Origin of the sequence: Streptomyces sp. NPDC058671, from assembly GCF_042716475.1 — a bacterium.
GTDB lineage: Bacteria > Actinomycetota > Actinomycetes > Streptomycetales > Streptomycetaceae > Streptomyces.
Map to the genome: position 1 here is coordinate 94,555 of NZ_JBHXSA010000014.1, position 26,798 is coordinate 121,352.

The 26,798-nt window shown below is 71.9% G+C and carries 23 protein-coding genes and 1 pseudogene; 3 read left to right on the forward strand and 21 right to left on the reverse strand.

Annotation, left to right across the window (positions count from 1 at the left end; all coding sequences use genetic code 11):
• The 13 genes and pseudogenes from ACFWV2_RS19045 to ACFWV2_RS19105 form a co-directional block, all read right to left on the reverse strand.
• A pseudogene (locus ACFWV2_RS19045) lies at window positions 1–357 on the reverse strand (YraN family protein); the annotation flags it as partial.
• Window positions 358–627: 270 nt separating this feature from the next.
• Window positions 628–936 carry a DUF2469 domain-containing protein gene (locus ACFWV2_RS19050; protein ID WP_056791138.1) on the reverse strand — a complete coding sequence of 103 codons (309 nt, stop codon included), beginning with the start codon at window positions 934–936 and terminating at the stop codon, window positions 628–630.
• Between the two features lie 55 nt (window positions 937–991).
• Window positions 992–1,528 carry an NUDIX hydrolase gene (locus tag ACFWV2_RS19055; protein ID WP_384406176.1) on the reverse strand — a complete coding sequence of 179 codons (537 nt, stop codon included), beginning with the start codon at window positions 1,526–1,528 and terminating at the stop codon, window positions 992–994.
• Window positions 1,525–2,274: a signal peptidase I gene (gene lepB, locus ACFWV2_RS19060; RefSeq protein WP_384406177.1), complete on the reverse strand. Its 750-nt coding sequence runs from the start codon at window positions 2,272–2,274 to the stop codon at window positions 1,525–1,527. Before lepB (ACFWV2_RS19060) ends, ACFWV2_RS19055 begins: the two co-directional genes overlap by 4 nt.
• A gap of 74 nt (window positions 2,275–2,348) precedes the next feature.
• The gene (lepB, locus tag ACFWV2_RS19065) at window positions 2,349–3,281 is read right to left on the reverse strand and encodes a signal peptidase I (RefSeq protein WP_384406251.1); all 933 of its coding nucleotides are present in this window, start codon (window positions 3,279–3,281) and stop codon (window positions 2,349–2,351) included.
• Window positions 3,250–4,245: a signal peptidase I gene (gene lepB, locus ACFWV2_RS19070; protein WP_384406178.1), complete on the reverse strand. Its 996-nt coding sequence runs from the start codon at window positions 4,243–4,245 to the stop codon at window positions 3,250–3,252. The genes lepB (ACFWV2_RS19065) and lepB (ACFWV2_RS19070) overlap by 32 nt, the downstream gene beginning before the upstream one ends.
• Window positions 4,238–5,044: a signal peptidase I gene (gene lepB / locus ACFWV2_RS19075; protein WP_384406179.1), complete on the reverse strand. Its 807-nt coding sequence runs from the start codon at window positions 5,042–5,044 to the stop codon at window positions 4,238–4,240. Before lepB (ACFWV2_RS19075) ends, lepB (ACFWV2_RS19070) begins: the two co-directional genes overlap by 8 nt.
• A 69-nt stretch (window positions 5,045–5,113) precedes the next feature.
• Window positions 5,114–5,464 (reverse strand): 50S ribosomal protein L19, encoded by a 351-nt coding sequence (rplS, locus tag ACFWV2_RS19080; protein ID WP_015036473.1) that lies wholly within the window; start codon window positions 5,462–5,464, stop codon window positions 5,114–5,116.
• A gap of 130 nt (window positions 5,465–5,594) precedes the next feature.
• A complete protein-coding gene (gene trmD, locus ACFWV2_RS19085; RefSeq protein ID WP_384406180.1) occupies window positions 5,595–6,416 on the reverse strand; it encodes a tRNA (guanosine(37)-N1)-methyltransferase TrmD in 822 nt (273 codons plus the stop codon).
• A complete protein-coding gene (gene rimM, locus ACFWV2_RS19090) occupies window positions 6,413–6,970 on the reverse strand; it encodes a ribosome maturation factor RimM (RefSeq protein ID WP_384406181.1) in 558 nt (185 codons plus the stop codon). Before rimM ends, trmD begins: the two co-directional genes overlap by 4 nt.
• A 118-nt stretch (window positions 6,971–7,088) precedes the next feature.
• A complete protein-coding gene (locus ACFWV2_RS19095) occupies window positions 7,089–7,328 on the reverse strand; it encodes an RNA-binding protein (protein ID WP_014048589.1) in 240 nt (79 codons plus the stop codon).
• A gap of 2 nt (window positions 7,329–7,330) precedes the next feature.
• On the reverse strand, window positions 7,331–7,774 hold the full coding sequence (rpsP, locus tag ACFWV2_RS19100; protein ID WP_030206380.1) for a 30S ribosomal protein S16: 444 nt from the start codon (window positions 7,772–7,774) through the stop codon (window positions 7,331–7,333).
• A gap of 171 nt (window positions 7,775–7,945) precedes the next feature.
• The gene (locus ACFWV2_RS19105) at window positions 7,946–8,539 is read right to left on the reverse strand and encodes a hypothetical protein (RefSeq protein ID WP_024755886.1); all 594 of its coding nucleotides are present in this window, start codon (window positions 8,537–8,539) and stop codon (window positions 7,946–7,948) included.
• 375 nt (window positions 8,540–8,914) lie between these two features.
• On the opposite strand from ACFWV2_RS19105, the gene ACFWV2_RS19110 reads away from it, so the two are divergent.
• On the forward strand, window positions 8,915–9,640 hold the full coding sequence (locus ACFWV2_RS19110; RefSeq protein WP_384406182.1) for a class I SAM-dependent methyltransferase: 726 nt from the start codon (window positions 8,915–8,917) through the stop codon (window positions 9,638–9,640).
• Between the two features lie 277 nt (window positions 9,641–9,917).
• Here the strand turns inward: ACFWV2_RS19110 and ffh are convergent, their stop codons facing one another.
• The 5 genes from ffh to ACFWV2_RS19135 all read right to left on the reverse strand — a co-directional run bounded on the left by ffh (window position 9,918) and on the right by ACFWV2_RS19135 (window position 17,542).
• On the reverse strand, window positions 9,918–11,471 hold the full coding sequence (gene ffh / locus ACFWV2_RS19115) for a signal recognition particle protein (RefSeq protein WP_384406183.1): 1,554 nt from the start codon (window positions 11,469–11,471) through the stop codon (window positions 9,918–9,920).
• Window positions 11,472–11,589: 118 nt separating this feature from the next.
• On the reverse strand, window positions 11,590–14,037 hold the full coding sequence (locus tag ACFWV2_RS19120; protein ID WP_384406184.1) for a [protein-PII] uridylyltransferase: 2,448 nt from the start codon (window positions 14,035–14,037) through the stop codon (window positions 11,590–11,592).
• 20 nt (window positions 14,038–14,057) lie between these two features.
• The gene (locus tag ACFWV2_RS19125) at window positions 14,058–14,396 is read right to left on the reverse strand and encodes a P-II family nitrogen regulator (RefSeq protein ID WP_015036464.1); all 339 of its coding nucleotides are present in this window, start codon (window positions 14,394–14,396) and stop codon (window positions 14,058–14,060) included.
• Window positions 14,393–15,736, reverse strand: a complete 1,344-nt coding sequence (locus ACFWV2_RS19130; protein WP_384406185.1) for an ammonium transporter — start codon at window positions 15,734–15,736, stop codon at window positions 14,393–14,395. The genes ACFWV2_RS19125 and ACFWV2_RS19130 overlap by 4 nt, the downstream gene beginning before the upstream one ends.
• A 330-nt stretch (window positions 15,737–16,066) precedes the next feature.
• On the reverse strand, window positions 16,067–17,542 hold the full coding sequence (locus ACFWV2_RS19135) for a hypothetical protein (RefSeq protein WP_384406186.1): 1,476 nt from the start codon (window positions 17,540–17,542) through the stop codon (window positions 16,067–16,069).
• 426 nt (window positions 17,543–17,968) lie between these two features.
• Here ACFWV2_RS19135 and ACFWV2_RS19140 point away from each other — a divergent pair, with 426 nt between their 5' ends.
• The gene (locus ACFWV2_RS19140) at window positions 17,969–18,631 is read left to right on the forward strand and encodes a bifunctional DNA primase/polymerase (RefSeq protein ID WP_384406187.1); all 663 of its coding nucleotides are present in this window, start codon (window positions 17,969–17,971) and stop codon (window positions 18,629–18,631) included.
• A gap of 68 nt (window positions 18,632–18,699) precedes the next feature.
• Here the strand turns inward: ACFWV2_RS19140 and ftsY are convergent, their stop codons facing one another.
• Window positions 18,700–19,926: a signal recognition particle-docking protein FtsY gene (ftsY, locus tag ACFWV2_RS19145; RefSeq protein WP_384406188.1), complete on the reverse strand. Its 1,227-nt coding sequence runs from the start codon at window positions 19,924–19,926 to the stop codon at window positions 18,700–18,702.
• A gap of 85 nt (window positions 19,927–20,011) precedes the next feature.
• Between ftsY and ACFWV2_RS19150 the strand changes: the two genes are divergently transcribed.
• Window positions 20,012–21,472 (forward strand): cytosine permease, encoded by a 1,461-nt coding sequence (locus ACFWV2_RS19150; protein ID WP_384406189.1) that lies wholly within the window; start codon window positions 20,012–20,014, stop codon window positions 21,470–21,472.
• A gap of 110 nt (window positions 21,473–21,582) precedes the next feature.
• On the opposite strand, the gene ACFWV2_RS19155 is transcribed toward ACFWV2_RS19150, so the two are convergent.
• Both ACFWV2_RS19155 and smc read right to left on the reverse strand, forming a co-directional pair.
• Window positions 21,583–23,016 (reverse strand): sugar porter family MFS transporter, encoded by a 1,434-nt coding sequence (locus ACFWV2_RS19155; protein ID WP_384406190.1) that lies wholly within the window; start codon window positions 23,014–23,016, stop codon window positions 21,583–21,585.
• A 179-nt stretch (window positions 23,017–23,195) separates the two neighbouring features.
• Window positions 23,196–26,747 carry a chromosome segregation protein SMC gene (smc, locus tag ACFWV2_RS19160; RefSeq protein ID WP_384406191.1) on the reverse strand — a complete coding sequence of 1,184 codons (3,552 nt, stop codon included), beginning with the start codon at window positions 26,745–26,747 and terminating at the stop codon, window positions 23,196–23,198.
• Window positions 26,748–26,798: the final 51 nt, after the last annotated feature.

Sequence of the window (26,798 nt, forward strand, 5' to 3'; positions counted from 1 at the left end):
TCAGGCCACCCCCTGGGCGTGGGTGAGGACGGGGGCGCCGCGGCGGGGCAGGACGATGCCGACGAGGTCGATCCGGACGCCGCCGCGGGGCGCCGGGGTGCCGCTGCGGTCGAGCCAGCAGGCGGCGAGATGACGGAGCCGGTCGGCCTTGCGGGGCGTGACGGCGGCCATCGGGTGCTCGTAGGAGCCCAGGCGCCGGGTCTTGACCTCGCAGATGACGAGGGTGTCGCCGTCACGGGCGACGATGTCGATCTCGCCGGTCCGGCCGCAGCGCCAGTTACGGGCGAGGATGCGCATCCCGGCCGCGGCGAGCAGACGAGTGGCCAGTTCCTCCCCGTACTGCCCGAGGGCCCGGGTCGTACGGGACCGGCCGGGGGCCGGGGCCGTGAGAGACCGTCCAGGGGCCGGCGTCGTAGGGGACGGGCCGGGGGTCCGGGTCCCGTCGGCGGGCCCTTCAGGGGTCCGTGCCGTGCTGTTTCCGCTGTTCTCGTCGGGCGCGTTCATCATGCGGTACCACCTCCGTCACCGACTGTGACGGCTCATGGGGTTCCGCGTGCGGCGCTGTGGACGGCGGGGGGCCTGTGGAGAACGTCCTCACCCTTGAGGGTGAGGATCCGTGCGACGGTCTCAGCTGCCGGGCAGTTCGAGGTCGCTCTTGTTGAGCTCCTCGATGTTCACGTCCTTGAAGGTGAGGACGCGGACCTGCTTGACGAACCTGGCCGGCCGGTACATGTCCCAGACCCAGGCGTCGGCCATGCTGACCTCGAAGAACACCTCGCCCTGCACCGAGTGCACCTGCATCTCGTAGTCGTTGGTGAGGTAGAAGCGCCGCTCGGTCTCGATGACGAATTTGAACAGCCCGACGACATCGCGGTACTCCCGGTAGAGCTTCAGCTCCATCTCGGTCTCGTACTTCTCGAGGTCCTCGGCGCTCATGGCATGTTCCCCTTCAGCCGTGCGTCCCCCTATTGTGCGCCAGTCGAACGCGCCCCTAAACGATTTCCGGGGCGAGAACCAGTGGTGCACTGGGAGGTCCCTCGTCGAGCAGCGTGCGCAGCAGCTCGGCGAGTCTGGTCGGGTACACCGTCTCACGCGCCGCCGACAGTTCGGCGTAGGTCCACCATCTGAGGCCCGCGAGGCTGCGGCCCTCCAGCTCGGTGAGGGCTCGCGGCCCGGGCGCGGTCCCGGGTCCGCGGGTGCGGGCGAGGTAGTACCACTCGTCCTGGTCCCAGCGGCGTCCGGCGAAGGGGAAGGAGCAGTACCGCTTCCAGAGCACCGGGCCGAGGTCGACGTCCGTGATGCCGGTCTCCTCGGCGAGCTCGCGCAGCGCCGCCTCGGCGCGGGTCTCGGCGCCCTCAAGACCGCCGCCGGGGGTGAACCACCAGGAGTCGGCCGGGTCGTCCGGCTCGTACCCGTGCAGGAGCAGCACCCGGTCGTCGGGGTCGAGGAGCACGACCCGCGCGACCCGTCGCCGGACGGTCACCGGGTCCTGCCCCGGGTGTCCCGTTCGCGCGTCCGAATCCGTCATGTGCCCACCTTCTCGCGTTCCCCGGCCCGCCCGGCGAAGAAGCGGGCCACCGGGCCGTACGCTCCGCCGGCCAGGACCAGGAAGGCGCCGACCGCGATCGCGGTGAGGAGAGGCCGTACGGGCCCGGGTTCGGAGATCCCGCCCGGGAGGCCCGCGAAGCCCGTCGGGCGGTCCAGGAGGCCCTTCGCGGGCCAGACGACGGCGTCGACCCTGGCGACGACGGTGGAGCGGGGCACGGATCCCTGACCGGTGTCCTCGATGTGCGTGCGGGAGTCGAGCGAGGTGTGCCGGTCGTCGCCGAGGAGGAAGAGGTTGCCCTCCGGGACGGTGACGGAGAACTCCTGACCGGATGCCACGGTCCGGCCGCCAGGTCCCGGCCTCAGATAGGGCTCGTGGACGGGTGTGCCGCCGACGGTGAGCCGGCCGTCCCGGTCGCAGCAGGCGACGGTGTCGCCGCCGACGGCGGCGACCCGCTTGACCATGGGCGAGTTGCCCCAGAGGGGGTCGGTGAAGACGACGACGTCCCCGCGCCGCACCTCGTCGCCGTCGACGCGCTGGGCGAGGATCTTGGACCCGACGTCGAGGGTGGGGGTCATGGAGTCGGTGGGGACGGAGTAGGGCTGGTAGAGGAGGGCTCCCCAGACGAATCCGCCGAGGAAGAGCACACAGCCGACGGCCACGGCCAGCCCCGACAGCGCGCTGCCGAGGCGGCCGTGGCCGCCCTGGGTCCGTATGTTTCCGCTCATGTGCGCACCCCGTAGGTCTGTCGGCGGGCCGTGGGTCTCTCCACGGTCCGGGACGGCACCCTACCCGGGGGTCACTACGCGGCGGTATGCCGTGCGGCGAGCTTCCTCCGGCGCCATAGCACCAGCGGGAGCGCCCCGGCGAGACCGGCCGCGCCGACGGGGGCGGCGGTCATCGCCTGGTCGAGACCGGCCTGGTCGAAGACGTCGGGCACGGGGAGGGCGGCCCAGCGGGTGACGGGCCAGGCGACCACGACGGCGCGGCCCACGACCTCGTCGTTGGAGACGGTGCCGCCGCCGGGGAGCTGCTGGTGGAAGCGGGAGTCCAGGGAGTTCTGCCGGTTGTCGCCCATGACCCAGATCCGGTTCTCGGGGACCTTGATCGGACCGAAGGAGTCCTGGCAGGGAACGGAGCCGGGGTAGAGGTAGCCGGTCTCGTCGAGCGGCTTGCCGTTGAGGACGACCTTGCCGCCCTCCTTGCAGGACACGGTGTCCCCGCCGACGGCGATGACGCGCTTGATGAGGTCCTTCTCCTCGGCGGACGGCATGAGGCCGATGAAGCTGAGGAACTTCTGCACGACGTTGGGCGTGGGCGTGTCCTGGCCTTCGAGCCAGCCGCCCGGGTCGTGGAAGACGACGACTTCGCCGCGCTCGGGCTCGGAGCCGAACCACGGGGTCAGCTTGTCGACGAGGACCCGGTCCCCGCGCTGGAGGGCGTTCATCATCGATTCCGACGGGATCGAGAACGCCTGCACCAGGAAGGTCTTGATCAGCAGGGCGAGTACGAGCGCGATGCCGACGAGGAGGGGCAGCTCCTTCCAGAAGGAACGCTGCTTCTTGGGGCCACTGCCGGGGCCGTCCGCCGCGTCGTCGCCACCGCCCGGCTCGCCGCCGCCCGGCGGCCGCGCCTGCTCGTCATCCGTCACGTCGTCACCCGTCGTGTCATCGCCGAAGGCCCCGCCGGCCCTCTTGTCGGGCTCATCGTGTCCGGATCGTGCGTCGACGGCCAAATCCCCCACATCCACTCCTCAGTCCGTGCGATCGCCCGCCCCGGGTCAGGGACAGGCCCACCACTCCCATAACGAGCAGAAGTTCCGCAGGGGTCGGGAGCCCGGGGAATCCGTTCAGATTCCGCTGGGACACACTATGCGACGGACCGGGCGCGGCTTCGGCGCCGGTACGGGCGCCCGGTACGGCGGCGAAGACCTCCCGCTCCTCCAGGCGCCGCCAGTGCCCGACGGGCCAGGCGATCACGACGGCACGCCCCACGACCTGCTCCTCGGAGACGGTCCCGCGGCCCTCCTCGTCGAGGTGGAAGCGGGAGTCCGCCGAATGGGAGCGGTGGTCGCCGAGGACGAAGATCCGCCCCTGCGGGACCTTCACCTCGAAGGGAATGGTGGACGGCTCGTTCCCCGGGTGCAGGTACGGCTCGTCGAGCGGTACGCCGTTGACGGTGATCCGCCCGTCCTCGCCGCAGCACCGGACGGTGTCCCCGCCCACGGCGACGACCCGCTTGATGAGGTCCCGGTCGTCGGCGGAGGGCAGCAGTCCGATGAAGGTGAGGGCCTGCTTGGCCTGCTTGACGCCGACCGGGTCGTCCGCCGGCGCCGTGGCCTCCTGCGGGAGCCAGTTGCCGGGGTCCCTGAAGACCACCACGTCACCGCGGTGGGGGCGGGAGCCGAACCAGGGGCTGAGCTTGTCGACAAGGACCCGGTCGGAGATCTGGATCGTCCGCTCCATGGAGCCGGACGGGATGACGAACGCCTGGACCAGGAAGGTCTTCAGGACGAGCGCGATGAGGACGGCCACCGTGACCAGGATCGGGATCTCGCGGATCGCGGAGCGCTGCCGGCGCCGCTTGACCTTGCGGGCGAGCTTGCGCCGCTCGGCCCGTCCCGGCAGGGCGGGGCCTTGGTCGGCGCCCCCCTCGGCCGTGTGGCCGGCTCCGCCCGGTGGTCGTCCCCTGCTACCCATGGGGCCCCGCCCCGTGTCCCGCGGGCGGCGCGACCGGGACGGCGCCGAAGGCGTCCGTCGCGGGAACGGTGGACCAGCGGCCGAAGGGCCAGGCGATCCAGTCGGCGCGTCCGACGACCCGGTCGACGGGGACCATCCCGCCGCCGGGGCTGCCGAGGTGGTCCCGGGAGTCGCTGGACTGGCCGCGGTGGTCGCCCATGACCCAGAGCCTGTCCGTCGGGACGACGATGTCGAAGGGCACGCTGGACGGCTGGTCGCCCGGCATGACGTACCGCTCCGTGACGGCAACGCCGTTGACGGTGAGCCGGCCGTCCTTGTCGCAGCAGATCACCCGGTCGCCGCCGGTGCCGACGACCCGCTTCACGAAGTCGGTCTCGTCGGGTTCCGCGAGTCCGAGGGCGGCGGCCCCGTCGTGCAGGAGTCCGGTCACCGGATCGCCCGGCGGCTGCTCGCGTACGAAGGAGCCCGTGCCGTCGAAGACGACGACGTCGCCGCGGGCCGGCTCTTCGCCGAACCGGTACGCCAGCTTGTTGACGAGGATGCGGTCACCGACCTGGAGCGTGGGCTCCATGGAGCCGCTCGGGATCAGGAAGGGCTGGATCACGAAGTGGCTCAGCAGCATCAGGAAGGCCACACAGGCGCCGCCCACCAGGGCCGTGCGGCGCCAGGAGGGCACGGTCCCACCGGGCGGTACCTCGTCCGGTGCGGTCCCCTCGGCCTCGGAAACGCGCGCGGAGCGCGACCCTTCCTCCGGATCGGAAGAGGGGTCGCGCTCCGTGTGCTGTGCTTCGGTGTCCATCGGGGGCAGAGCCTATCCGGCCTGCCTGTGGGAGGACTCGGAAGCGTAGGGCGTGCCGGGAGCCGGAGCTCAGCGGTCGCGCTTCTCCTTGATCTTGGCGGCCTTGCCGCGCAGCTCGCGCAGGTAGTAGAGCTTGGCGCGACGGACGTCACCGCGGGTCACGAGCTCGATCTTCTCGAAGATCGGGCTGTTCACCGGGAAGGTGCGCTCGACGCCGACGGAGAACGAGACCTTGCGGACCGTGAAGGTCTCGCTGACGCCCGAGCCCTGGCGACGGATGACGACGCCCTTGAACTGCTGGATACGGGAGCGGTTGCCCTCGATGACGCGCACGTGGACGTTCACGGTGTCGCCGGGGCGGAAGGCGGGGAGGTCGGAGCGGAGCGAACCCGCGTTGACCTGGTCGAGCAGGGAGGCCATGGAGGTCTCTTTCCTCGCTGATGCCACAGGTCATCAGCGGTACGTTTCGTGGAGGATCAGGAGCGTCGTCCGCTCCTGGCGGCGTCGTTCCCCCTGTGGCAGGGGCGCGCGCCGGACGGACGACAGCGGCCTATTGTTCCACGTCGTCGAGCCTGCGCCAAAATCGGCCGCCGGGCTCGGGCGCCCAGCCCATCATCGAGAGGATCTCGCGGTCCTTCTTGTCGAAGGCGGCCGGGTCGCAGCGCTCGATGAGATCCGGCCGGTGGGCCGCGGTGCGCCGGAAGGCCTCGTCACGCCGCCAGCGGGCGATCTTGCCGTGGTGCCCGCTGAGGAGGACGTCGGGGATGCCCCGGCCGCGCCACTCGGGGGGCTTGGTGTAGACGGGGCCCTCCAGGAGGTTGGCCATGGCCCCGGGGGCGAAGGAGTCGTCCCGGTGCGACTCGGCGTTGCCGAGGACACCGGGGAGCAGGCGGGCGACGGCCTCGGTGACGACGAGGACGGCGGCCTCTCCCCCGGCCAGGACGTAGTCGCCGATGGACACCTCGTAGACCGGCATCCGGGTCGCGTACTCGTCCATGACACGGCGGTCGATGCCCTCGTAACGGGCGGGCGTGAAGATCAGCCAGGGCCGCTCGGACAGCTCGACGGCCAGCTCCTGGGTGAAGGGGCGGCCGCTGGGGGTGGGGACGACGAGGACCGGGCCGTGGGCGCCGCCCTCGTAGCCGTCGGCGAGCGTCTGGTCGAGCGCTTCACCCCAGGGGTCGGTCTTCATGACCATGCCGGGACCGCCGCCGTAGGGGGTGTCGTCGACGGTGTTGTGCCGGTCGTGGGCCCAGGCGCGCAGGTCGTGGACGTGGACGTCCAGCTGCCCGCGCGCGCGTGCCTTGCCGACCAGGGAGACGTTCAGCGGTTCGAGGTACTCGGGGAAGATCGTGACGACGTCGAGCCTCATGCGTCGTCACCCGGTTCGGCGTCCCGGGAGGAGACGATCTCGGCGCGGTCGTCGATGAGGCCGGGCGGCGGGTCGATGACGGCGCGCTGCCCCTCCAGGTCGATCTCGGTGACGATCTCCGAGACGAACGGGATCATCAGCTCGGTGCCGTCGGGACACTCCACGATGAAGAGGTCCTGGGACGGCAGGTGGGAGATCTCGGTGATCCGCCCGATCTCGGTGCCGTCGACGAGGACGACGTCGAGGTCCATCAGCTGATGGTCGTAGTACTCGTCCTCCTCCTCGGGCATCTCCGTGGGGTCGACGTCGGCGATGAGGAGGGTGTTGCGCAGGGCCTCGGCGCCGGTGCGGTCGCGGACGCCCTCGAAGCGCAGCAACAGCCGGCCGCTGTGCACCCGGCCGGTCTCGATGGTCAGCGGCCCGATCGCGGCCGGGTCGGTGCGCAGTACGGCACCGGGGCCGAGCCTGAGCTCGGGCTCGTCCGTCCGCACCTCGACGGTGACCTCGCCCTTGATGCCGTGGGCGCGGCCGATCCGCGCGACTACCAACTGCACTGCTCCACACTCTCCTGTCACCAGTTCGTACGACGGAAACGACAACGGGCCGGGGCGGGCTCGTAAGCCCTCCCCGGCCCGTGCCGGCACATCATGTCAACCGATGTGGCCGACCTGCTCAGCGAACCTGGTCCACGTCGACGAGGTCGACGCGGATACCACGGCCGCCGATGGCGCCCACGACGGTACGCAGCGCACGCGCGGTGCGGCCGTTGCGGCCGATCACCTTGCCGAGGTCTTCCGGGTGGACCCGGACCTCCAGCACGCGGCCACGGCGCAGGTCACGCGAGGCGACCTGCACATCGTCGGGGTTGTCGACGATGCCCTTCACGAGGTGCTCGAGAGCCTCCTCGAGCATGCTCAGGCCTCGGTCGACTCGGTCGACGCGGCCTCGGCCTCGTCAGCCTTCTTGTCGGCCTTCTTGGCCTTCGGGGTGATGGCCTCACCCTTGTCGTCGCCGCTCTCGAGGGTCTTCGCGAACTCGTCGAACGAGGCGCGCTTCGCCTCCTTCGTCGCCGGGACGAGCAGGGCCTTCTCGGGGGCCGGGAGGCCCTTGGCCTTCTGCCAGTCACCGGTGAGCTTCAGGATCGCGAGGACCGGCTCGGTCGGCTGCGCGCCGACGGACAGCCAGTACTGCGCACGCTCGGAGTCGACCTCGATACGCGACGGGTTGTACGTCGGGTGGTAGAGGCCGATCTCCTCGATCGCGCGACCGTCCCGGCGGGTGCGGGAGTCGGCGACGACGATGCGGTAGTGGGGCTGACGGATCTTGCCGAGGCGCTTGAGCTTGATCTTGACTGCCACTGAAGTGGTGTCTCCTGGTCTTGACGTGGTTGGGCACTTTGAGATGCCACGTGGGGTTGCGGTACTCGGATGCCCGATGGACGCGTCAGCCGGAGGAGAGAGGGGTCCTGTGCGACTGTCGAGTACAGCTAGCCATTGTGCCACACGCCGACGAGGCGCCGACCCCGAGGTTCAGCTGGCGGCGCCCACCGTCTCCGGGATGCGGAACGGCTTGCCGCAGCCGCCGCAGACGATCGGGGCCTGGGCGAGCACCGAGGGCACCACGCGCACGTTCCGCCCGCAGTCGCAGACCGCCTTGACGCGCACGCCGCCGCCCGAGGACCCGTGCCGCGCGGCCGGTCCGCGGAAGGAGCGCTTGGTGTCGGCCGCCGTGGCCACCGTGTGGGCCTTGAGGGCGCGCTGGAGCCGCTCGATGGTGGGCCGGTAGCGCCGCCTCGCCTCGGGGTTGAGCGTGACCAGGGAGAAGCCGCTGCTCGCGTGCGGCTCCTCGGGGTGGTCGAGGCCCATCTCCTCGGCGATCGCGAGGAATCTGCGGTTGTGGTAGCGGCCGGCCCGGGAGGTGTCGCGGACACCCCGGGCGGCGGCGATGCCGTGGACTGCCTCGTGGAGCAGCCGTTCGAAGGAGAGCTCGGCGCCGCAGGCGGACGAGGACTCTCCGATCAGGGACTCTGGCGCGGCAAGGTCGGGCAGCTCGGGGTGGTGCCGCTGAATGTCGGCCCACGCCTGTGCCAGCTCTGCGGCGAGAACAGGTGGTGTCGTGCTCACGTCGGGTACAACGAGCCGGATCCCTTCCGGGTTCCATTCCGGGGCATCCCAAATAATTTGCACGTACCAGTCAGTTGCCGTTGATGCGTGCGGACGCGGGCCAGTGCGCCGATCTGCGGAGAAGCCGCACAGGGGGCGTCAAGCCGGTGCGTAGTAGCGCATACGCCCCGGCGCCCGGCCGCGGTGCGCGCGCCCCCGAGGGGGCCGCTGCGGCCCGGGGAGGATCGCGAGGACACTACCGGGTCTCCGGGCGGGACGGGGCACCGCCCCTCCTCCGGGCGAATCGGTGCGGTGCGAGCACTGGACGCGGCCCGGGATGCGCAGTTCCCTGACTACGGGGGGCTGTCGTCCGAGCACGGATTGGGGCACTTTTCCATGACACCTACGCTCGTCCCGCACCACCCCGCGCGTGACTGGGCCGAGATCCAGGAACGGATGCTCGTCCCGCTCTACGAAGCGGTGTACGAGCGCCTCGCCGTCGGCGCCGGTTCGCGGGTGCTCGGCCTCGGCTGCGGCTCCGGTCTGGCGCTCCTGATGGCTGCCGCGCGGGGCGCCCGGGTGGCCGGCGCGGACCGGGACCACGCGCGCGTGGAGCTGGCCAGGGAGCGGCTGCCGGAGGACGTCACGGTCACGGAAGAGCCTCCGCGGGCCGGCCCGTACGACGTCGTCACGGCCTTCCACGCCACCGACGGGCTTCTCCCGGAGCTCCGGGCGCTCACCCCTTCGGCGCAACCGGGCGCGGCTGTCGTGCTCGCCGGGTGGGGGCCGCCGGAGCGGTGCGCCACGGAGCCGGTGCTGCGGGTCGCGGCCCGTCTCGCGGAACGCCACTCGTCGGTGAGGGCGGACCTGGACGGCCTGGTGGCGGAGGCGGGACTGCGTCCGGACGGATCGGGGCGGGTGGCCTGCCCCTTCGGGTACGCGAGCGAGGGCAGCGCGGTGCGCGGGCTGCTGTCGACGGGCGCGTTCGACCAGGCGCTCAGCGAGACGGATCCCTCGCAGGTGGCGAAGGAGATCGAGGAGGCCCTGGCCCCCTACGTGCGGGCGGACGGGACGGTCTGGATGCCGAACGTCTTCCGGTACGTGATCGCCCGGGTGCCGTAGAAAGCGCGAGCCGCCGGGGCGGGGGCGCCGGCCGGTCGTCCGGCCCCTGGGAAACGCGCCGGACGCCTGCCGGGTCTCGCTCGTACGAGGCCCGGCACCCGGGGGCGCTCGGCCGGTGGCGAGCGTGCGCTGCCCTGGAGGTCCTCGGCGTCGTACGACGCCGCCGACCGCCTGGACCGCCCCCTCTCCAGCCGCCCCCGCGGGCGCCCGGAGGTGCGAGAAGGGGCCCGGGGCGGTGGTGTACCGTCCCGGCCCCCTTCTCACGCCGTGACCGGCGTCAGCTCATGAACTTCTTGAACTCGTCCGGGAGTTCGAAGTCCTTGGGGGTCTGCCCCGCCGCCGGGAGGCCGAACGCGCCGCCCGCCTGGGCCTGCTCGCGGCGCTCGGCCGCGGCCTGCTCCTCGGCCTTCCGCTTCATCGGGTTGCCGCTCTTGCGCTTGCCCTTGGCCTGCTTGATCTGCTTCTTCTGGCGGCCGGGGCCGCCGCCCATGCCCGGCATGCCCGGCATCCCGGGGAGACCGCCGCCCTGGGCCATCCGGGACATCATCTTGCGGGCCTCGAAGAAGCGCTCGACCAGGCCCTTGACCGCGCTGACCTCGACGCCGGAACCCTTCGCGATGCGGGCGCGGCGGGAGCCGTTGATGATGGTCGGGTCATGGCGCTCGCCGGGGGTCATCGACTTGATGATGGCGGCCGTACGGTCGACGTCCCGCTCGTCGATGTTGGCGATCTGCTCCTTCATCTGGCCCATGCCGGGAAGCATCCCGAGCAGCTTCGAGATGGAGCCCATCTTGCGGACCTGCTCCATCTGCGCCAGGAAGTCGTCGAGCGTGAACTCCTGGCCCTTCTTCGAGGCGAGCTTCGAGGCCATCTTGGCGGCCTCTTCCTCGTCGAAGGTCTGCTGGGCCTTCTCGATGAGGGAGAGCATGTCGCCCATGCCGAGGATGCGGGACGCCATGCGGTCCGGGTGGAACGCGTCGAACTCGTCCAGCTTCTCGCCGTTGGAGGCGAACATGATCTGCTTGCCGGTGACGTGCGCGATGGAGAGCGCGGCACCACCGCGGGCGTCGCCGTCGAGCTTGGAGAGGACGACGCCGTCGAAGCCGACGCCGTCGCGGAAGGCCTCCGCGGTGTTGACCGCGTCCTGACCGATCATGGCGTCGACGACGAAGAGGACCTCGTCGGGGCTGACGGCGTCGCGGATGTCCGCGGCCTGCCGCATCAGCTCCTGGTCGATGCCGAGGCGGCCGGCGGTGTCGACGATGACGACGTCGTACATCTTGGTCCGCGCGTACTCGATCGAGTCCTTGGCGACCTGGACCGGGTCACCGACGCCGTTGCCCGGCTGGGGGCCGTAGAAGGCCACGTCGGCGCGGTCGGCGACGACGGAGAGCTGGGTGACGGCGTTGGGGCGCTGGAGGTCGCAGGCGACGAGCAGCGGGGAGTGGCCCTGGCCCTTGAGCCAGAGACCGAGCTTTCCGGCGAGGGTGGTCTTACCGGCACCCTGGAGACCGGCGAGCATGATCACGGTCGGCGCGGTCTTGGCGAACCGCAGGCGCCGGGTCTCGCCGCCGAGGATGGAGACGAGCTCCTCGTTGACGATCTTGATGACCTGCTGGGCCGGGTTCAGGGCCTGGGAGACCTCGGCGCCGGCGGCGCGCTCCTTGACCTGCTTGATGAAGGACCGGACGACCGGAAGGGCGACATCCGCTTCGAGCAGCGCGATACGGATCTCGCGCGCGGTGGCGTCGATGTCCGCCTCGGACAGACGGCCCTTGCCGCGGAGGTTCTTGAAGGTCGCTGCAAGGCGGTCGGAGAGGGTATCGAACACGGCGGTCGCGGATCCTCGGTGTCGGGGGCGGTCGGATTGCCCTCCAGGGTATCGGGCCGCTCGAAGTGTGCGGCCCCGCCCGCCGGATCCGGCGCGCGGGGCGGGTCGGTGCGGGGCTTCAGCGGAGCGCCGACTCCAGGGTCCGGGCCAGGTCGACCGCCTCCTCGTCGGGGAGGAGGGAGCCGTCGGGCCGGGTCACGTACAGGGTGTCGACGGCGTTGGCGCCGAGCGTGGAGACATGCGCGCTGCGGACCCGTACCGCCGCTCCCTCCAGGGCGCGGCCGACGCGGTGGAGGAGGCCGGGGGCGTCCTGGGCCCGGACCTCGATGACGGTGGCGAGACGGGAATCGGCGGCGGCGACGGTGACGCGGGGCGGCGGGGCCGTGAGGCCGCGCCGCCGCGGGTAGGCGGCCTCGCGTTCGGCGAGGCGGGCGGCGATGTCGAGGGAGCCGTCGAGGGCGCGGACGAGGTCGGCGCGGAGCCGGTGGGCCTGGGGCAGCGAGCCGTACTCGGCGGCGACGCGCCAGTCGAGGACGAGGACGGAGCCGGCGCCGACCTCGGTGGGCAGCTCGATGGCCCGCAGGTCGGCGGCGCGGACGGTCAGCCGGTGGAGGGCGAGGACGCCGGCGACGGCCGGCAGGACGCCGGGCTGGTCGGGCAGGGCGATGACGAGTTCGACGCCGACGGGTTCCGGTTCCTCGGGCTCCGCGCCGACCGGTTGGGCGTGGAGGGCCAGGACGGGTTCGCCGGTGCGCAGCGCCTCCATGGCGAGGCGTTCCTGTTCGGCGCTGGGGGCGGCCGCCTCGGGGTCGGGCGGGGTCTCGCCCGCGAGGACGCCCGCCACCCGCTTGACCAGGTCGGCGACGAGGGAGGCGCGCCAGGACGACCAGGCGGCGGGCCCGGTGGCGAGCGCGTCGGCCTCGGTGAGGGCGTGCAGCAGCTCCAGGGTGCCGACGGTGCCGACGGCGGAGGCGACGGCGCGGACGGTGGCGGGGTCGTCGAGGTCGCGCCGGGTGGCGGTCTCGACGAGGAGCAGGTGGTGGCGGACGGCGGTGGCGATGACGCCGACGTCGGTGCGGTCGAAGCCGATGCGGGTGGCGAGGTCGCGGGCGATGGTCTCGCCGGCGACGGAGTGGTCGCCCGGCCAGCCCTTGCCGATGTCGTGGAGGAGGGCGGCGACCAGGAGGAGGTCGGGGCGGCCGACCCTGCGGGTGAGCGAGGAGGCCCGTACGGCGGTCTCGACGAGGTGGCGGTCGACGGTCCAGGTGTGCACGGGGTTGCGCTGGGGCCGGCAGCGGACGCGTTCCCAGTCGGGGAGCAGTTGGGTGATCAGCCCTTCGGCCTCCAGGGCCTCCCAGACGGGGACGGTGGCCTCACCGGCGCCGAGCAGGGTGACGAGCTCCTCGCGGGCCTCGGCGGGCCAGGGCACGGGCAGGGGCTTGGCGGTGGCCGCGAGGCGGCGTACGGCGTGCAGGGAGATCGGCAGGGCGGACTGGGCGGCCGCCGCGGCGGCCCGCAGGGGCAGCACGGGGTCGCGTTCCGGCCGGGCGGTGCGGGCGAGGACGACCTCGCCGTCCATCTCGACGACGCCCTCGGCGAGCGGGGTGCGTTCGACGGGGGGTTTCGCGACGCTGCCGCGGCCGGTGAGGAGGGCCCTCAGGCGGGGCCGGGCGGAGCGGGCCTTGAGGACGCGGTTGACCTCGCGCCAGGTGACGTCGGTGGCGTACGAGATGGTCCGGGCGGCCTCGTACACCTCGCGGAGCAGGGTGTCGGCGTCGAGAAGGCCGAGGTCCAGGGCGACGGCGTCCTGGTCCTGGAGGGCGAGCCGGTCGGTGGCGCGGCCGCTGGTGAGGTGGAGGGCGTCGCGGGCGTCCAGGAGACGGCGGCGGGCGGCGTCGAGGCCTTCGCGGGGGGCGTCGGCGAGCCAGGAGGCGGCGACGGCGCGGAGGACCTGGGCGTCGCGGAGTCCCCCTCGGGCCTCCTTGAGGTCCGGTTCGAGGAGGAACTGGAGCTCGCCCATGCGTTCGGCGCGCTCCCGGCAGAGTTCGTCGAGTTCGGGTAGGCGCTTGGGGGCCTGGTTGCGCCAGTCCGCGAGGACCGTGGTGCGCAGGGCGGCGACGAGGCCGTGGTCTCCGGCGAGGGGCCGCGCGTCGAGGAGGCCGAGGTGGACCTTGAGGTCCTCGCCCGCGGTGGCGCGGGCTTCGGCGGGGGTCCGGACGGAGTGGTCCAAGGCCAGGCCGAGGTCCCAGACGGGGTACCAGATCCGGTCGGCGAGGGCGGCGATCGCGGCCTTGTCGGCGCTGCCGTCGTGGAGCAGGAGGAGGTCGAGGTCGCTGCGGGGGGAGAGCTCGGCCCGGCCGTAGCCGCCGACGGCGACGAGGGCGACTCCCCGGGGCGGGGCGGCGGACGTGAAGAGTCCGGTCAGCCAGTCGTCGGTGAGCCGGGCGAGGGCGGTACGGCGCGGCGGCCCGGACCGCTCCTTCTCCTGGAGGAGGAGCAGCCGGGCCGCCGCGTAACCGCCGGGTCCCGAATCTTCGGTCTCTTCGCTGACTTCGAGGCTCGTCACCCGGCGGCTCCTTCGTGTGCTTACAGTGCGTCCGGACCGCGCTCGCCGGTGCGGACCCGTACGGCGGTCTCGACCGGCACGCTCCACACCTTGCCGTCACCGATCTTGCCGGTTCGGGCGGCCTTGACGACGACGTCGATGAGCTGTTCGGCGTCCTCGTCCTCGACGAGGACCTCGATGCGGATCTTGGGGACCAGGTCGACGGTGTACTCGGCGCCCCGGTAGACCTCGGTGTGGCCGCGCTGGCGGCCGTAGCCGCTGGCCTCGGTGACGGTGAGGCCGTGGACGCCGAACGCCTGGAGGGCCTCCTTGATCTCGTCGAGCCGGTGCGGCTTCACGACCGCGGTGATGAGCTTCATGCGTCCACCTTCTTGTTCTCCGTGACGGCCGGGGCGGGGGCGGTGGAGCGCGAGGACGTTCCGCCGCCGGCTCCGCTGAAGTCGTACGCGGTCTCGGCGTGCTCGACCTGGTCGATGCCGGAGACCTCGTCGTCCTCGCTGACCCGCATCCCCATCGTCTTGTCGATGACGAGGGCGAGGATCGCGGAGGCGATCAGAGAGTAGGCGAGGACCGCGAAGACACCGATCGCCTGCTTGCCGAGCTGGTCGAGGCCGCCGCCGTAGAAGAGGCCCTTGACGTCGGACTGGACGCCGCCGGTGGCGAAGAGGCCGACGAGGAGGGAGCCGATGACACCGCCGACGAGGTGGACGCCGATGACGTCGAGGGAGTCGTCGTAGCCGAACTTGTACTTGAGGCCGACGGCCATGGCGCAGACGAGGCCGGCGATGGCGCCGACGGCGATGGCGCCGAGCGGGCTGACGGCTCCGCCGGCCGGGGTGATGGCGACGAGGCCGGCGACCGCGCCGGAGGCGGCGCCGAGGGTGGTGAAGGAGCCGTGGCGGATCTTCTCGTACGCGAGCCAGGCGAGCATGGCGGCGGCGGTGGCGACCTGGGTGTTGACGAACATCACGGCGCCGACGCCGTCGTCGTTGCCGAGCCAGGAGCCGGCGTTGAAGCCGAACCAGCCGAACCAGAGGAGACCGGCGCCGAGCATGACCAGCGGGAGGCTGTGCGGGCGCATCGGGTCCTTCTTGAAGCCGACGCGCTTGCCGATGACGAGGATCACGCCGAGGGCGGCCGCGCCGGCGTTGATGTGGACCGCCGTGCCGCCGGCGAAGTCGATGACGCCCATCTCGAAGAGCCAGCCGCCGGCGCCCCAGACCCAGTGGGCGACGGGGAAGTAGACGACGGTGACCCAGAGGGTGATGAAGAGGGCCCAGGCGGTGAACTTGACGCGGTCGGCGAGGGCGCCGCTGATGAGGGCCGGGGTGAGGATCGCGAACATCAGCTGGAAGACGGCGAAGACGTACACCGGGATGGTGTAGCCGTCCCACAGTTCGGTGACGCCGATGCCGCTGAGGCCGACGTACTCGGAGGACCAGCCGACGATGGAGCCGATGTCGGTGCCGAAGGCGAGGCTGAACCCGAAGAGCACCCACAGGATCGTGACGATCCCCAGGCTGATGAAGCTCATCATCAACATGTTGAGGGTGGACTTGACGCGGACCATGCCTCCGTAGAAGAAGGCGAGTGCCGGGGTCATCAGCATGACCAGGGCGGAGCAGATGAGCATGAACCCGGTGTTGGCGGCGGACAGCTCGGGGGCGTCTGCTGCCAGGGTCATGATGGCTGGTGCCATCGGCGTCTCCTCGTCGTCGGTACGGCCGTGCGGGGCGGGGCCGGAGAGAGCGGCCGGCCGTGAGGGTGGCCGGTTATGGCCCAGAGATTCGCGCAGCGCGGTTTCCGCCGATGCCGCTCGATGTTTCGGAGCGGTGACGAAGGGGTGGGGCGTGTTACGTGACCGTGAACGGCACGGTCACGGGAAGGTAACGGGCGTACCCTCCCGCCGGACGGCGGACCGGCCGCGTCGGCCGTCCGTGTGACCTTGCGGCGGGGGAGCCGAGTCGGGCAGTACGGGACGTCCGGCGCGGCCGGGGTTCGGGGGGCCGTGGGTGTCGGGCCGGGGGGGTCAGACCGCTTCGGCGGCCTCGGGCAGCAGCTGGGTGAGCCGGTCGGTGAGCTGGACGACCTCGGCCACGTCGCTGTAGTCGCGGGCGGCGTGGTCGACGGTCTTGCGGAGCCGGGTGTTGACCCGCTCGGAGCGGATGCTGCGGGCGACCCCGAGGGCCTTCTCCGCGAGGACGACGGACTGCTCGGGCTCGCGCTTGAGGAGGTGAACGGTGGCCATGCCGATGAGATTGAGCGCATACGACCGCTGGTGGTCGGGGTCCTTCTCGAAGAGCTGGACGGCCCGCTCCATGACGGGCTCGGCGAGCGAGGCGTACGTCGGGGAGCGCCCGGCGACGTAGGCGAGGTCGCGGTAGGAGTGGGAGTTCTCGCCGTTGAGCTCGGCCTCGGAGAAGAAGCCGATCCAGTCGGGCTCGGGCTCGCCGTCGAGGCCGACGTCCGCGAAGGTGTCCTCAGCCATCCGGACGGCCCGCTTGCACTTGGAGGGCTGCCCCATGTTGGCGTAGGCGCGGGCCTCCATCGCATACAGCATGGCCTGGGTCCGCGCGGTGGCGCAGTCGCGACTGCCGTACTGGGCGAGGTGGATGAGTTCGAGCGCGTCGTCGGGCCGGCCGAGGTGGATCATCTGGCGGCTCATCGAGGACAGGATGTACGAGCCGAGGGGCTTGTCGCCGGCTTCCTTGGCGGCGTGCAGGGCGAGCACGAAGTACTTCTGCGCGGTGGGCTGGAGGCCCACGTCGTAGCTCATCCAGCCGGCGAGCTCGGCGAGTTCGGCGGCGCAGGTGAAGAGGCGCTTGGCGGTCGCGGCGGGCTGGTGCTCCTGGAGGAGGTCGGTGACCTCGTGGAGCTGGCCGACGACGGCCTTGCGGCGCAGTCCGCCGCCGCACTGGGCGTCCCACTTGCGGAACATGGCGGTGGTGGACTCCAGGAGGTCGAGCTCCATCTCGGAGAGCCGGTTGGGGCGGCGGGAGTCGCCGGGGGCGTCGGGCCGCTGGACCTCGCCGACGGGCGTGGGGACGAGCCAGCGCTGCATCGGTTCGATGAGGGCCGGTCCCGCGGCGAGCGACAGGGAGGAGCCGAGGAAGCCCCGGCGGGCGAGCATGAGGTCGCTGCGGGAGAACTCGCTGAGCAGAGCGACGGTCTGCGGGCCGGCCCAGGGCAGGTCGACGCCGGAGACGGAGGGCGACTGGTGCGCGGTGCGCAGGCCCAGGTCCTCGACGGCGACGACGGAGCCGAAGCGCTCGGAGAACAGCTCGGAGAGGATGCGCGGGATGGGTTCGCGCGGCTGCTCGCCGTCGAGCCAGCGGCGCACCCGCGAGGTGTCGGTGGAGATGTGGTGCGCGCCCATCTGGCGCGCCCTGCGGTTCACCTGCCGCGCCAGTTCGCCCTTGGACCAGCCGCTGCGCACGAACCACGAGCCCAGCTGCTCGTTCGGGCGCTTCCCGGCAGTCGTACCGTCCGTGCCGTTGCCGCCCACTGGAACGCCCCCATCCACCTGATTGCCTGTCCTGCGAACCCCTATCAGAATGCCGCGTCCTGCGGCACCCGTCCGGCGTTTGCACTCCTTCGAACTGGAAACCGGGTTGCCTCCGGCATACCCGCGTGCGCAAGCGGTCCCGGGCTTCGAGTACCGAAAGTAATCCCACGATCACCGCTCCACGAGGGTGTTTCAAGAAACGCCACCATTCGCCACCCCTTCGAATGAACTCGCCGCCCGTGGAACGCGATTCACTTGACATGCGACGAACCGGAGTCGGCGGACGGATGCACGGAGAGGCGCGCGCACCGGCCCGCACCACCCCTCGCACGACCGCGCTACGCCACGCGGCGACAGAGCGTGACGAAGGGTGACGACGGTGCTCCCGGTCGTAACCACCGGCGCGCTCGACCCGTTGGAGGGGACATGGGTTTCACGATCGGCGGCATTCGTGAGATGCGGTCCGGCGCACGCCGCCGCGTACGCACCACGGAGTGCACAGCGGTGGCCGAGTACACGGGACTGTGGGGCTGGGACGTGGTCCCCGGCGCGCGGGCCCTCTCCGGCCAGTGCTCCTGCGGGGATCCGGCGTGTACGGCCCCGGGCGCGCACCCCCTCTCCTTCGCGGAGCCGGTCCCGGCGGGCGCCGGCCTCGACGACGCGGCCAAGGGGTGGTCGGAGTACCCGGGCGCGGCCCTGATGCTGCCGGTGGGCAAGGCCTTCGACGTGATCGAGGTCGCGGAGGCGGCGGGCCGCCTGGCGCTGGTGCGGCTGGAGCGCATGGGGCTGCCGCTGGGCCCGGTCTGCGCGACGCCGACCGGGCGGGCGCGGTTCTTCGTGGCCCCGGGTGCCGCGGCGGAGCTGCCGCAGCTGCTGTACCGGATGGGCTGGGACGACGCCGATCTGGACCTGCACTGTCTGGGCCCCGGCGGTCACATCACCGCTCCCCCGTCGGACCTGGGGGGGCTCGGTCCGGTGCGCTGGCTGCGGCCGCCGACCCTGGACACGGCGGGCGCGCCGCCGCAGGCGCGGCTGCTGCTCGGCACCCTGGCGTACATCTGCCACCGCACGCCCATCTCGTCCCGCTAGTCCACGCGCACGCGTGAGGGCCCCCGCCATCCTCGGCGGGGGCCCTCACGCGTGCGCGTGGACCGTGGTCAGTCGCCGATCAGGGCGTCGACGAAGGCACCCGGCTCGAAGGGGGCCAGGTCGTCCGGGCCCTCGCCGAGGCCGATCAGCTTGACCGGGACGCCCAGCTCGCGCTGGACCGCGACGACGATGCCGCCCTTGGCGGTGCCGTCGAGCTTGGTCAGCACGATGCCGGTGATGTCGACGACCTCGGCGAAGACACGGGCCTGGATCAGACCGTTCTGGCCGGTGGTGGCGTCGAGGACGAGGAGGATCTCGTCGAGCGGGCCGTGCTTCTCGACGACGCGCTTGACCTTGCCGAGCTCGTCCATGAGGCCGGTCTTGGTGTGGAGGCGTCCCGCGGTGTCGATGAGGACGACGTCCGCACCCTCCGCGATGCCCTCCTTGACGGCGTCGAAGGCGATCGACGCCGGGTCCCCGCCCTCCGGGCCGCGGATGGTCCGGGCGCCGACGCGCTCGCCCCAGGTCTGGAGCTGGTCGGCGGCGGCGGCGCGGAAGGTGTCGGCGGCGCCGAGGACGACGGACTTGCCGTCGGCGACGAGGACGCGGGCCAGCTTGCCGGTGGTGGTGGTCTTGCCGGTGCCGTTGACGCCGACGACCATGACCACGCCGGGGACGTCCGTCGGGCTGTCGGTCCGCACCGTGCGGTCGAGGTCGGGGCCGAGGAGGGCGATCAGCTCCTCGCGGAGCAGGGCGCGCAGCTCCTCCGGGGTGCGGGTGCCGAGCACCCTGACCCGCTCGCGGAGCCGCTCGACGAGCTCCTGGGTGGGAGCGACGCCGACGTCGGCGGTGAGGAGGGTGTCCTCGATCTCCTCCCACGTGTCCTCGTCGAGGTGCTCGCGGGACAGGAGCGTGAGCAGCCCCTTGCCGAGCGAGTTCTGGGAGCGGGCGAGCCGGGCCCGGAGGCGTACGAGACGGCCGGCGGTGGGCTCCGGGATCTCGATCTCAGGGGCCGGCGGTTCGGCGACGACCGGGTCCTCGACGGCGACCGGCGTCTCGACGGCCTCCTCGGCCTTCGGGAGGCCGACCTCGTCGATCGTCCGGCGCGGCTCCTCCCGCGGCGTCTCCGCCTCGTCGCCGACGTGCGGCTCGGCGGGCGGAGCGGTGATGGTCGGCGGGGTGGACGGCGGCTCGGCCGGCGGCAGCTGCTTCTTCTTGCGACCGCTGATCACGAGCCCGCTCGTCACGGCGACCGCGACGACCAGAGCGATGACTACAGCAAGGATGAGTTCCATAACCCCCTCAGTATCGGCCACGGAGGGGCCGGGGACGGAGCACGTACGCTGGGTGGGTCCCCCCACATCTGTACGGAGTACCCCCATGCCCCACGACGCCTCCGAAGCCGCAGGCGCGACCCACGACGGCGCGATGGAGACCCGCGGTCTCGAACCCGTCCCCGACGCCGAGCGGACCGGCCGGGTCCGCGAGCTCCTCCCCACCTGGGTCGCCGCGAACATCAGTGTGCTGCTGCTCACGATGGGCGCCGGGCTGATCGTCTTCAACGGCCTGAACTTCTGGCAGGTCCTCGCCGTGGCGGTCGCCGCGCCGGTCCTCTCGTACGGGATCGTCGGCCTGATCTCGATCGCGGGGAAGAGGGGCGGGGCGCCGGGGATGGCGCTGTCGCGGGCCGTGTTCGGCCAGCGCGGGAACCTCTTCCCGGGCGCGTTGATCTGGGTCGCGCGCTGGGGCTGGGAGACCATCAACGCGGTGACCGGCGCCTACGCGGTGCTGACCGTGCTCGACCTGCTCTTCGGCGTGAAGTCGAACACGCTTCTCATCGTGGTGACGCTGCTGCTCTTCGTCACCTGCACCTTCCTGGTCTCGGGGCTCGGGATCCACGCGCTGCGCGTGTGCAGCAAGTGGTCCACCTACCTCTTCGGCGGCTTCTCGGTGCTCGTCCTCGTCTACCTGGTGGCGAACACCGAGTGGTCGGCGGTCTTCGACAAGCCGGCCGGTTCGACGGCGATGATGATCGCGGGCATCGGCACGATCGCGGCCGGTGGCATCAGCTGGGTCCCCTCGGGTCCCGACTTCACCCGCTATCTGCCCCGCACGGCCTCCTCGAAGGCGATGGTCGGCTCGACGGTCGGCGGCGCCGGGATCGTCGTCCTGCCGATGGTGCTGATGGGCGCGGTGATGGCGGTGTCGACGCCGGACCTGGCCTCGGCGCAGGACCCGGTCTCCTTCATCGGCGAGCTGCTGCCGATGTGGATCTCGGTGCCGTACCTGGTGATCGCCCTGATCGGGATGCTGCTCATCAATTCGATGTCGATGTACTCGGCCGGGTTCACGGCGCAGACCCTGGGCATCAAGGTGTCGCGGGCGGCGGCGGTCAGTGTGAACGCGGTGATCAGCCTGGTCTTCGGCTTCCTGCTCATGGTCGTGGCGACCAGCTTCATCGGTTCGTTCATCTCCTTCCTGACGCTGCTGGCGGTGGCGTTCTCGGCCTGGATCGGCGTCTTCGGCGTGGACATGCTGCGGCGTCGCTCGTACGACGCGGTGGCGCTCATGGACACGACGAGGACCAGCGCCTACTGGTACCGGGGCGGTTTCGCCTGGCAGGCGATGACGGCGTGGGCGGTGGCCCTGCTCGTGGGTCTGTTGTTCACGAAGGTCGACTGGTTCGCCGGTCCGCTCGCCTCCTCCTGGATCGGCGAGAACGGTCTGGGCTGGGCGGCGACGATCGTGCTGGCCGGCGTGCTGTACGCCGTACTGCCCCGCACGCCCGCGACGGCGGCTCCGGTGGAGGGCACCGGGGCGCGCGAGACCGTACCCGTCTGACGCGTCACCAGCTACCGACGGGACGCCAGGGGTGACGGCGTACTGCCCCGGCGCGAGGCGTGGGCCTCGGGCCGGGGCAGTTCCGTGGACGAGGAGCGGGGCAGCGGGGGTCAGCCCATCTCCTCCAACGCCTTGCCCTTGGTCTCCTTGACGTACTTCAGCACGAAGGGGATCGAGAGCACGGCGAAGACCGTGTAGATGATGTAGGTGCCGGACAGGTTCCAGTCCGCGAGGGACGGGAAGCTGGCGGTGATGGCCCAGTTGGCGATCCACTGGGCGGAGGCGGCGACGCCGAGGGCGGCGGCGCGGATCCGGTTGGGGAACATCTCACCGAGGAAGACCCAGACCACCACGCCCCACGAGAGGGCGAAGAAGAGCACGAAGACATGGGCGGCGACGAGCGCCACGACGCCCTGGGTCTCGGGGAGCTTGCCGTCGACGAGGTCGGCGGAGAAGGCCCAGGCCTCGAACGCCAGGGCGATCGCCATACCGATGGAGCCGACGAGGGCGAGCGGCTTGCGGCCGACCCGGTCGACCAGGACCATCGCGATGACGGTGCCGATGATGTTGATGATCGACGTGGTGAACGAGTAGAAGAACGAGCTCGACGGGTCGATGCCGACGGACTGCCAGAGCGTCGCCGAGTAGTAGAAGGCGACGTTGATGCCCACGAGCTGCTGGAAGACGGAGAGTCCGATGCCGACCCAGACGATGGGCAGCAGCCTGAAGCGGGCGCCGGTGGCGAGGAGGTCCTTGAAGGTGGACTTGTGCTCGCTGCGCATGGCGCGGTCGATCTCGGCGACGCGGCGGTCGAGGTCGACGCCCTTGCCCTCGACCTCGGCGAGCACCTCCTTGGCCCGGTCGGTCTTCCCGACGGAGATCAGGAAGCGCGGGGACTCGGGGATGGCGAAGGAGAGCATGCCGTACAGGACGGCGGGCACGACCATGACGCCGAGCATCCACTGCCAGGCCTCCAGGCCGCCGATCTCACCGCGCTGGTCGCCGTCGGCGAGCTGGAGGATGCCGTAGTTGACCAGCTGGGAGATGGCGATGCCGATGACGATCGCGGCCTGCTGGAAGGAGCCGAGGCGGCCGCGGTACGCGGCGGGGGCGACCTCGGCGATGTAGGCGGGGCCGATCACGGAGGCCATGCCGATGGCGAACCCGCCGATGACCCGCCACAGCGCCAGGTCCCAGAGGGCGAAGGGGAGGGCGGAGCCCACGGCGCTGACCGCGAACAGCACGGCGGAGATCTGCATGCAGCGGATGCGGCCGATGCGGTCGGCGATCCGGCCGGCGGTGGCGGCGCCGATGGCGCAGCCGATCAGGGCGACGGCGATGACCTGGGCCAGGGTGCCGGAGCCGATGTCGTAGCGGTCCCGGATCGCCTCGACGGCGCCGTTGATGACGGAGCTGTCGTAGCCGAAGAGGAAACCGCCCATCGCGGCGGAGGCCGTGATGAAGATGACGTGGCCGAGGTGGTCCGGGTGGGCGGCTCGGCCTTCGGAAGGCGGCGGCGTGGGCGCCTGCGCGGTGCTGGTCACATGGACTCCTCGGTGGGGGGAAAGCCCTTCCAGTGGCGCACAACATCACGCCGCCCACCACCGAAGGCAAAAGCAACGTTGCAGAGACTATGCCTTCAAGTTCCGAAGTCAATAGGCGATGTCGTGTGACTTTAAGAGCACGAGAGAGCCCATTGGGTTCAATACTTGAACGAACAGTCTTAGCGCAGTCGCTGGCTGATGACCTTGGATACCCCGTCGCCCTGCATGGAAACGCCGTAGAGCGCGTCCGCGACCTCCATCGTCCGCTTCTGGTGCGTGATCACGATCAGCTGCGAGGACTCCTGGAGTTCCCGCATGATCCGGATCAGCCGCTGGAGGTTGGTGTCGTCGAGCGCCGCCTCGACCTCGTCCATCACGTAGAACGGGCTCGGCCGCGCCTTGAAGATCGACACGAGCAGCGCCACGGCCGTGAGGGAGCGCTCTCCGCCCGAGAGCAGCGAGAGCCGCTTGACCTTCTTGCCCGGCGGCCGGGCCTCCACCTCGACGCCCGTGGTGAGCATGTTGTCCGGATCGGTGAGGACCAGCCGGCCCTCGCCGCCCGGGAAGAGCCGCGAGAAGACACCCTCGAACTCACGGGCCGTGTCCCGGTACGCCTCGGTGAAGACCTGCTCGACCCGGAGGTCGACCTCCTTCACGACCTGAAGCAGATCGGTACGGGTCTTCTTCAGGTCCTCCAGCTGCTCGGACAGGAAGCGGTGGCGCTCCTCCAGGGCCGCGAACTCCTCCAGGGCCAGCGGATTGACCTTGCCGAGCTGGTGGTAGGCCCGTTCGGCTGCCCTGAGCCGCTTCTCCTGCTCCGAACGGATGAAGGGGCGCGGCCGGGCATCCGTGCCGTCCGTCTCCTCGGCCCCCTCGACGGTGGGCGACGGGGGTACGGGCTGCTCCGGGCCGTACTCGGCGACCAGGTCACCGGTCTCCACACCGAACTCCTCCAGAGCCTTCGCCTGGAGCTGTTCGATCCGCAGCCGCTTCTCGGCGCCGAGCACCTCGCCCCGGTGGACGGAGTCGGTCAGCTTGTCGAGCTCGGCCTTGAGGTCCCGGCCCCGGGTCCGGGCGGCCGTCAGGCCCTCCTCGCGGTCGGCGCGGGCCGCCTGGGCCGCCACCCGCTCCCGCTCGGCGCGGACCAGTGAGACCTCCACATGGGCCAGCAGGCTCCGGGCGCCGGCGGCGACCGCGCCCGCGACCCGCTCCTCGTGGCGCAGCCGGGCTCGTCGCTGCTCGGCACGCGCGCGTGCGTCCCGTTCGGCGCGGGCAGCCCGGTCGAGCGAGTCGGCCCGCCCGGCGAGTGCCTTGACCCGCTCCTCGTGGGTACGGACCTGGAGCCGCGCCTCCATCTCGGCCTGGCGGGCGTGGGAGCCGTCGATCGCGAGGCGGTCGCGGGCGGCGGTGTCGGGTTCCTCGTCCCCGCCGTCCCCGAAGTCGGCGGCCTCCTGGGCCACGAGGAGCCGTTCGGCGAGCTCCTCCGCCTCGGCGGTCGCCTTCTCCAGGGCCTCCTGGGCGCGGGCGGCCGCGGCCGCGGTCCGCTCGGCCTCCCCCGCGGCCGCCCTGGACTGCCCGCCGAGCCGTCCGAGTTCCTTGGCGACGGCCGACTTCTCGCGCTCGGCGGTACGGCGGCGGGTGTCGAGTTCCTCGACGAGTGCGGCGGCGGTACGGCGGCGCTCGTCGGCCTCGCGCCTGGCCGTCGCCAACGCGTCGCACCGCACGGTCAGTTCGTCGAGCTCGGCGGCGGCCTCGGCCACCGAGGCCTGGACTTCGAGGAGGCTCGGGGCCCCCGCGGAGCCTCCTCGCGCGAAGTGCGCCCCGAGCAGGTCGCCCTCGGCGGTGACGGCGGTCAGCGCGGGCCGGCCCCTGACCAGCTCGGCGGCCTCGTCCAGGTCTCCGACCACCACGACTCCGGCGAGCAACCTGCTGACGGCCCCCATGAGTTCGGCGGGTCCCCGCACGAGGTCGGCCGCGTACGGATGTCCTGCGGCCGCCGGGCGGGGTTCCGGTTCGGGGGCTCCGGTCAGGAGCAGGGAGGCGCGGCCCGCGTCCTGCTTGCGCAGCAGCCGGAGGGCTTCGACGGCGGCGGAGGGTCCGGTGGCGGCGACCGCGTCGGCGGCGGCGCCGAGGGCGGCGGCGACGGGGATCTCGTACCCGGGGGTGATGGTGAGGAGGTCGGCCGCCGGGCCGAGGAGTCCGCCGAGTCCCGCGCCGAGCAGCGCGCCCGTGCCGTCCTTGCGGCGCAGTCCGAGGGCGAGGGTGTCGTGCCGGGCGCGGGTCGCGGCGCGGCTGCGCTCGGCCGTGTCGGCGGCCTCGCGGGCGGCGCTCAGCGCGGCCTCGGCCTCGGCCAGCTCGCGACGGGCGGCCTCGTGGCGCTCCGCCTCGGCGGTGTCGGCCGCGTCGAGTGCCTCGACCTCCGTCCGGAGCCGTTCGTACTCCTCCTGGGCGGTGGCCGCCCGCTCCCCCGCCTCGTCGCGGGTGGCGGCGAGCCGGTCGATCTCGGCCCGGGCGGAGGCGGCGCGCGAGCGGGCCGCGTTGACCTGGCCGTGGAGGCGGGCGAGACCCTCGCGCCGGTCGGCGAGGGCGCGAGCGAGGTCCTTGAGACGGCGCTCCTCGGCCGCCAGCTCCTGTTCGAGCCGGGCGCGGTGGGCGACGGTGTCCTCAAGGGCGCGCTCGGCCGCTTCCAGGGCGGCTTCCAACTCCGCCTCCTGCTCGCGGACGCGGGCCGCCTCCCGTTCCAGGTCCTCCGGGTCGCGGCCGCGGCGCTCGTCGGTGGGCGCGGCGGTGGCGCTCCTCACGCGCGCGTCGGCGAGGGAGACGGTGCCGCGGACACGTTCGGCGAGCTGGGACAGGTCGTACCAGGTCTGCTGGGCGCGCTCCAGGCGGGGCACGAGGGTGCGGGCCTCCGCTTCGAGTTCCGCCTCCCGGGCGAGTGCGGCGCGCAGCTCGGTCTCGGTGGCCTCCTTGCGGGCGAGGAGGGCCGCTTCGTCGGCGACCTCGGCGGTGAGGGCCCGCTGGAGGTGGACGAGGTCGTCGGCGAGGAGGCGGAGCCGTGCGTCGCGCAGGTCGGCCTGGATGACGACGGCACGGCGGGCGACGGCGGCCTGTCGGCCGAGGGGTTTGAGCTGCCGGCGGAGTTCGTCCGCGAGGTCCTGCACGCGCGCGAGGTTGGCCTGCATCGCGTCGAGCTTCCGCAGCGCCTTCTCCTTGCGCTTGCGGTGCTTGAGGACGCCGGCGGCCTCCTCGATGAAGGCGCGGCGGCCCATCGGGTCGGCGTGCAGCACGGAGTCGAGCTGCCCCTGTCCGACGATGACGTGCATCTCGCGTCCGATGCCGGAGTCGGAGAGCAGATCCTGGAAGTCGAGCAGCCGACAGGTGTCGCCGTTGATCTGGTACTCGCTGCTGCCGCCGCGGAACATGATCCGGGTGAGGGTGACCTCGGCGTAGTCGATGGGCAGCGCGCCGTCGGAGTTGTCGATGGTGAGGGAGACCTCGGCGCGGCCGAGCGGCGGGCGCCCGGTCGTGCCGGCGAAGATGACGTCCTCCATCTTGCCGCCGCGCAGCGACTTGGCGCCCTGCTCCCCCATGACCCAGGAGAGGGCGTCCACGACGTTGGACTTGCCCGATCCGTTGGGGCCCACGACACAGGTGATTCCCGGTTCGAACCGCAGGGTGGTGGCCGATGCGAACGACTTGAATCCGCGGAGGGTCAGGGCCTTGAGGTGCACTCCGAGGACTCTACCGGGGCCCGTGCGTTTCACCCGGGAAGGTGCAGGGCA

Excerpts from the sequence above, each read along its gene's own strand:
- ACFWV2_RS19050 (WP_056791138.1), bottom strand. The coding sequence starts at position 936 with ATGAGCGCCGAGGACCTCGAGAAGTACGAGACCGAGATGGAGCTGAAG.
- ACFWV2_RS19055 (WP_384406176.1), bottom strand. The coding sequence starts at position 1,528 with ATGACGGATTCGGACGCGCGAACGGGACACCCGGGGCAGGACCCGGTG.
- lepB (WP_384406177.1), bottom strand. The coding sequence starts at position 2,274 with ATGAGCGGAAACATACGGACCCAGGGCGGCCACGGCCGCCTCGGCAGC.
- lepB (WP_384406178.1), bottom strand. The coding sequence starts at position 4,245 with ATGGGTAGCAGGGGACGACCACCGGGCGGAGCCGGCCACACGGCCGAG.
- lepB (WP_384406179.1), bottom strand. The coding sequence starts at position 5,044 with ATGGACACCGAAGCACAGCACACGGAGCGCGACCCCTCTTCCGATCCG.
- rplS (WP_015036473.1), bottom strand. The coding sequence starts at position 5,464 with ATGGCCTCCCTGCTCGACCAGGTCAACGCGGGTTCGCTCCGCTCCGAC.
- trmD (WP_384406180.1), bottom strand. The coding sequence starts at position 6,416 with ATGAGGCTCGACGTCGTCACGATCTTCCCCGAGTACCTCGAACCGCTG.
- ACFWV2_RS19095 (WP_014048589.1), bottom strand. The coding sequence starts at position 7,328 with ATGCTCGAGGAGGCTCTCGAGCACCTCGTGAAGGGCATCGTCGACAAC.
- ACFWV2_RS19110 (WP_384406182.1), top strand. The coding sequence starts at position 8,915 with ATGACACCTACGCTCGTCCCGCACCACCCCGCGCGTGACTGGGCCGAG.
- ACFWV2_RS19125 (WP_015036464.1), bottom strand. The coding sequence starts at position 14,396 with ATGAAGCTCATCACCGCGGTCGTGAAGCCGCACCGGCTCGACGAGATC.
- ACFWV2_RS19130 (WP_384406185.1), bottom strand. The coding sequence starts at position 15,736 with ATGGCACCAGCCATCATGACCCTGGCAGCAGACGCCCCCGAGCTGTCC.
- ACFWV2_RS19140 (WP_384406187.1), top strand. The coding sequence starts at position 17,969 with ATGGGTTTCACGATCGGCGGCATTCGTGAGATGCGGTCCGGCGCACGC.
- ftsY (WP_384406188.1), bottom strand. The coding sequence starts at position 19,926 with ATGGAACTCATCCTTGCTGTAGTCATCGCTCTGGTCGTCGCGGTCGCC.
- ACFWV2_RS19150 (WP_384406189.1), top strand. The coding sequence starts at position 20,012 with ATGCCCCACGACGCCTCCGAAGCCGCAGGCGCGACCCACGACGGCGCG.